At 39.4% G+C, this 1860-nt stretch carries 2 protein-coding genes; both read right to left on the bottom strand.

Annotated elements, in window-relative coordinates:
- Positions 1 to 232: 232 nt before the first annotated feature.
- Positions 233 to 1144, bottom strand: a complete 912-nt coding sequence (locus C9I89_RS22180) for a TIR domain-containing protein (RefSeq protein ID WP_107285491.1) — start codon at positions 1142 to 1144, stop codon at positions 233 to 235.
- Positions 1145 to 1507: 363 nt separating this feature from the next.
- Positions 1508 to 1711, bottom strand: coding sequence for a hypothetical protein (locus C9I89_RS22175; protein WP_107285490.1), 204 nt, complete (start codon positions 1709 to 1711; stop codon positions 1508 to 1510).
- Between the last annotated feature and the right edge of the window lie 149 nt (positions 1712 to 1860).

Here is a 1860-nt window from a genome sequence, read left to right as displayed (position 1 = left end):
GGCTGGAAACGATGACTTTTTAGCAGTTAAGCATCGACCCATCACAAATAAAGCGCATGACTTCATGATAGCTAAACGTAAGAACATAAATAATTAAGCCAGAAGTTATGCTTTAGAGCCCTAACGCCAGCTATAAGGTGTGCCCCCACTGAGCCAACAAAGAACACCGAACTCCATACCAAAACCGCCGAGTGTATAGCATCACCTTGATAGCCTTGTTAGGGCTCCGGAATTACAATACATTATTCATATCAATACTATAGCCCGATGATCTTAACTCTTGCGCTAACTCATTCTTCCATGCGCCATAGCTGTCCAAACTTGTGTAAACAACACCACTAATGTCATTTGGAGTTTCAAGACTACCTTTCACAAAAGCAGAAACACGAGATCGGCTGAGTTTCCCTATTAAAAAGCCATGCTCAAATACAACATTTTGTCTTGCACGGTTCTGAAGCACTTCATCAGTTGCTTTGCCACCTTTATCACAAGGAGTGTATAGGACAACACCAAATCCAACGTTTGAGTAATATTCGATTTTCTCGATTATTGTTCGTCCAGCATTAGGTTGTTCATGCAGTATGATCGGCTCAAGTCCTAGCTGTGATATAAACCTAGCCATTTCAACCTTAGCTAATTCATCATGACCATGTACAATAAATATTTGGTTGCTATTACTTGTATGCATGTTTACAGTATTAGAAGAGTTTCGATTATGAATAGTATCTAGGCTCGCTTGTTCAACAAGATCTTGTTGAACTAATATTTCAAATAAATCCTCATCTTTAATTGCCCAATGAGTTCGATTCATTTCAAATTTATCGATATCAAGATTGAGTTTTAATCGGTTGATATCCTCACTTTCGATTGCGGGAAGAGTTGGTTCAAAAGTGAAATGAATAACTACTGAATTACTTTTTAACTTGATTCTAGTAATCCAGCCAAGTCTTGCTAATTTATGATGACATGCTTCATACGCAAACAAGCAGGGGTAACCTAAAAGCTCATTTACAACTTCTTGATTGAGCTCACTGTACCTATTTTTCAGTTCTTGAACGGTATACTGACCCACTCGACTTCGTTCTAATTCGTACACACCAGACTCCCAAGCGGTTTCGTCACCTGAGACTAAAAGATTATACATTCTATATCATCCTCAAAAGTTAGATTGTTTCTGAGCCCTAACGCCTGCAATAAGGTGCCCCGCACGGAACTAACAAAGCACACCGAACTTCATACCAAAACCGCCGAGTGTAACGGGTCACCTTGATTGCTTTGTTATGAATTTTTACGCAAATGCCATCAGCAACATGTACTGCTTGCAGCTTTATCTGCTTGCAGCTTTATCTATGTGCAAATTATCCAGCCATATCCGTAAAACTTGATCGAGTATTAGTTGCTCTCTCAGAAACTAACTTACTAATCCAGTAGTCACTGGACAAAGAACCACTCTGTACCAGCAGTTTTGAGCCAATGCACCAGAGGACCGAACAAATAGCTCTTTGAATTACAAGCAGATAGGTTTGTAAGATAAAGCTTTTTCCACTACTTCCTCTGCGCTAAGGTCTGACCAATAGATATAATCAGATATATAAGGATCTACAACCATCGACTTTACTTTGACTAAAATTTCATCTAATTCTTCTTCAGAACCAGAACAGTCCATCAACTGTTGCACTAGTTCAATCAAATACTCTTTAGTGTCAGACACTATTTACTCCAATTACTTAATTCATAACGCCTAGGATAAGGTGCGCCACGATGAACTCACCAAACCCACTAAACTCCAAACCAAAAATGCCGAGTGTAACGCGTCACCTTGATACTTTTGTTATGGCGCGCTCAAGGCATCCGATCAAT

Origin of the sequence: Photobacterium lipolyticum (assembly GCF_003026475.1) — a bacterium.
GTDB lineage: Bacteria > Pseudomonadota > Gammaproteobacteria > Enterobacterales > Vibrionaceae > Photobacterium > Photobacterium lipolyticum.
This window is presented reverse-complemented; position numbering and strand designations above follow the sequence as displayed.

Bases quoted from the DNA above. Each gene is read 5' to 3' on its own strand.
- C9I89_RS22180 (WP_107285491.1), bottom strand. From the start codon at position 1,144: ATGTATAATCTTTTAGTCTCAGGTGACGAAACCGCTTGGGAGTCTGGT.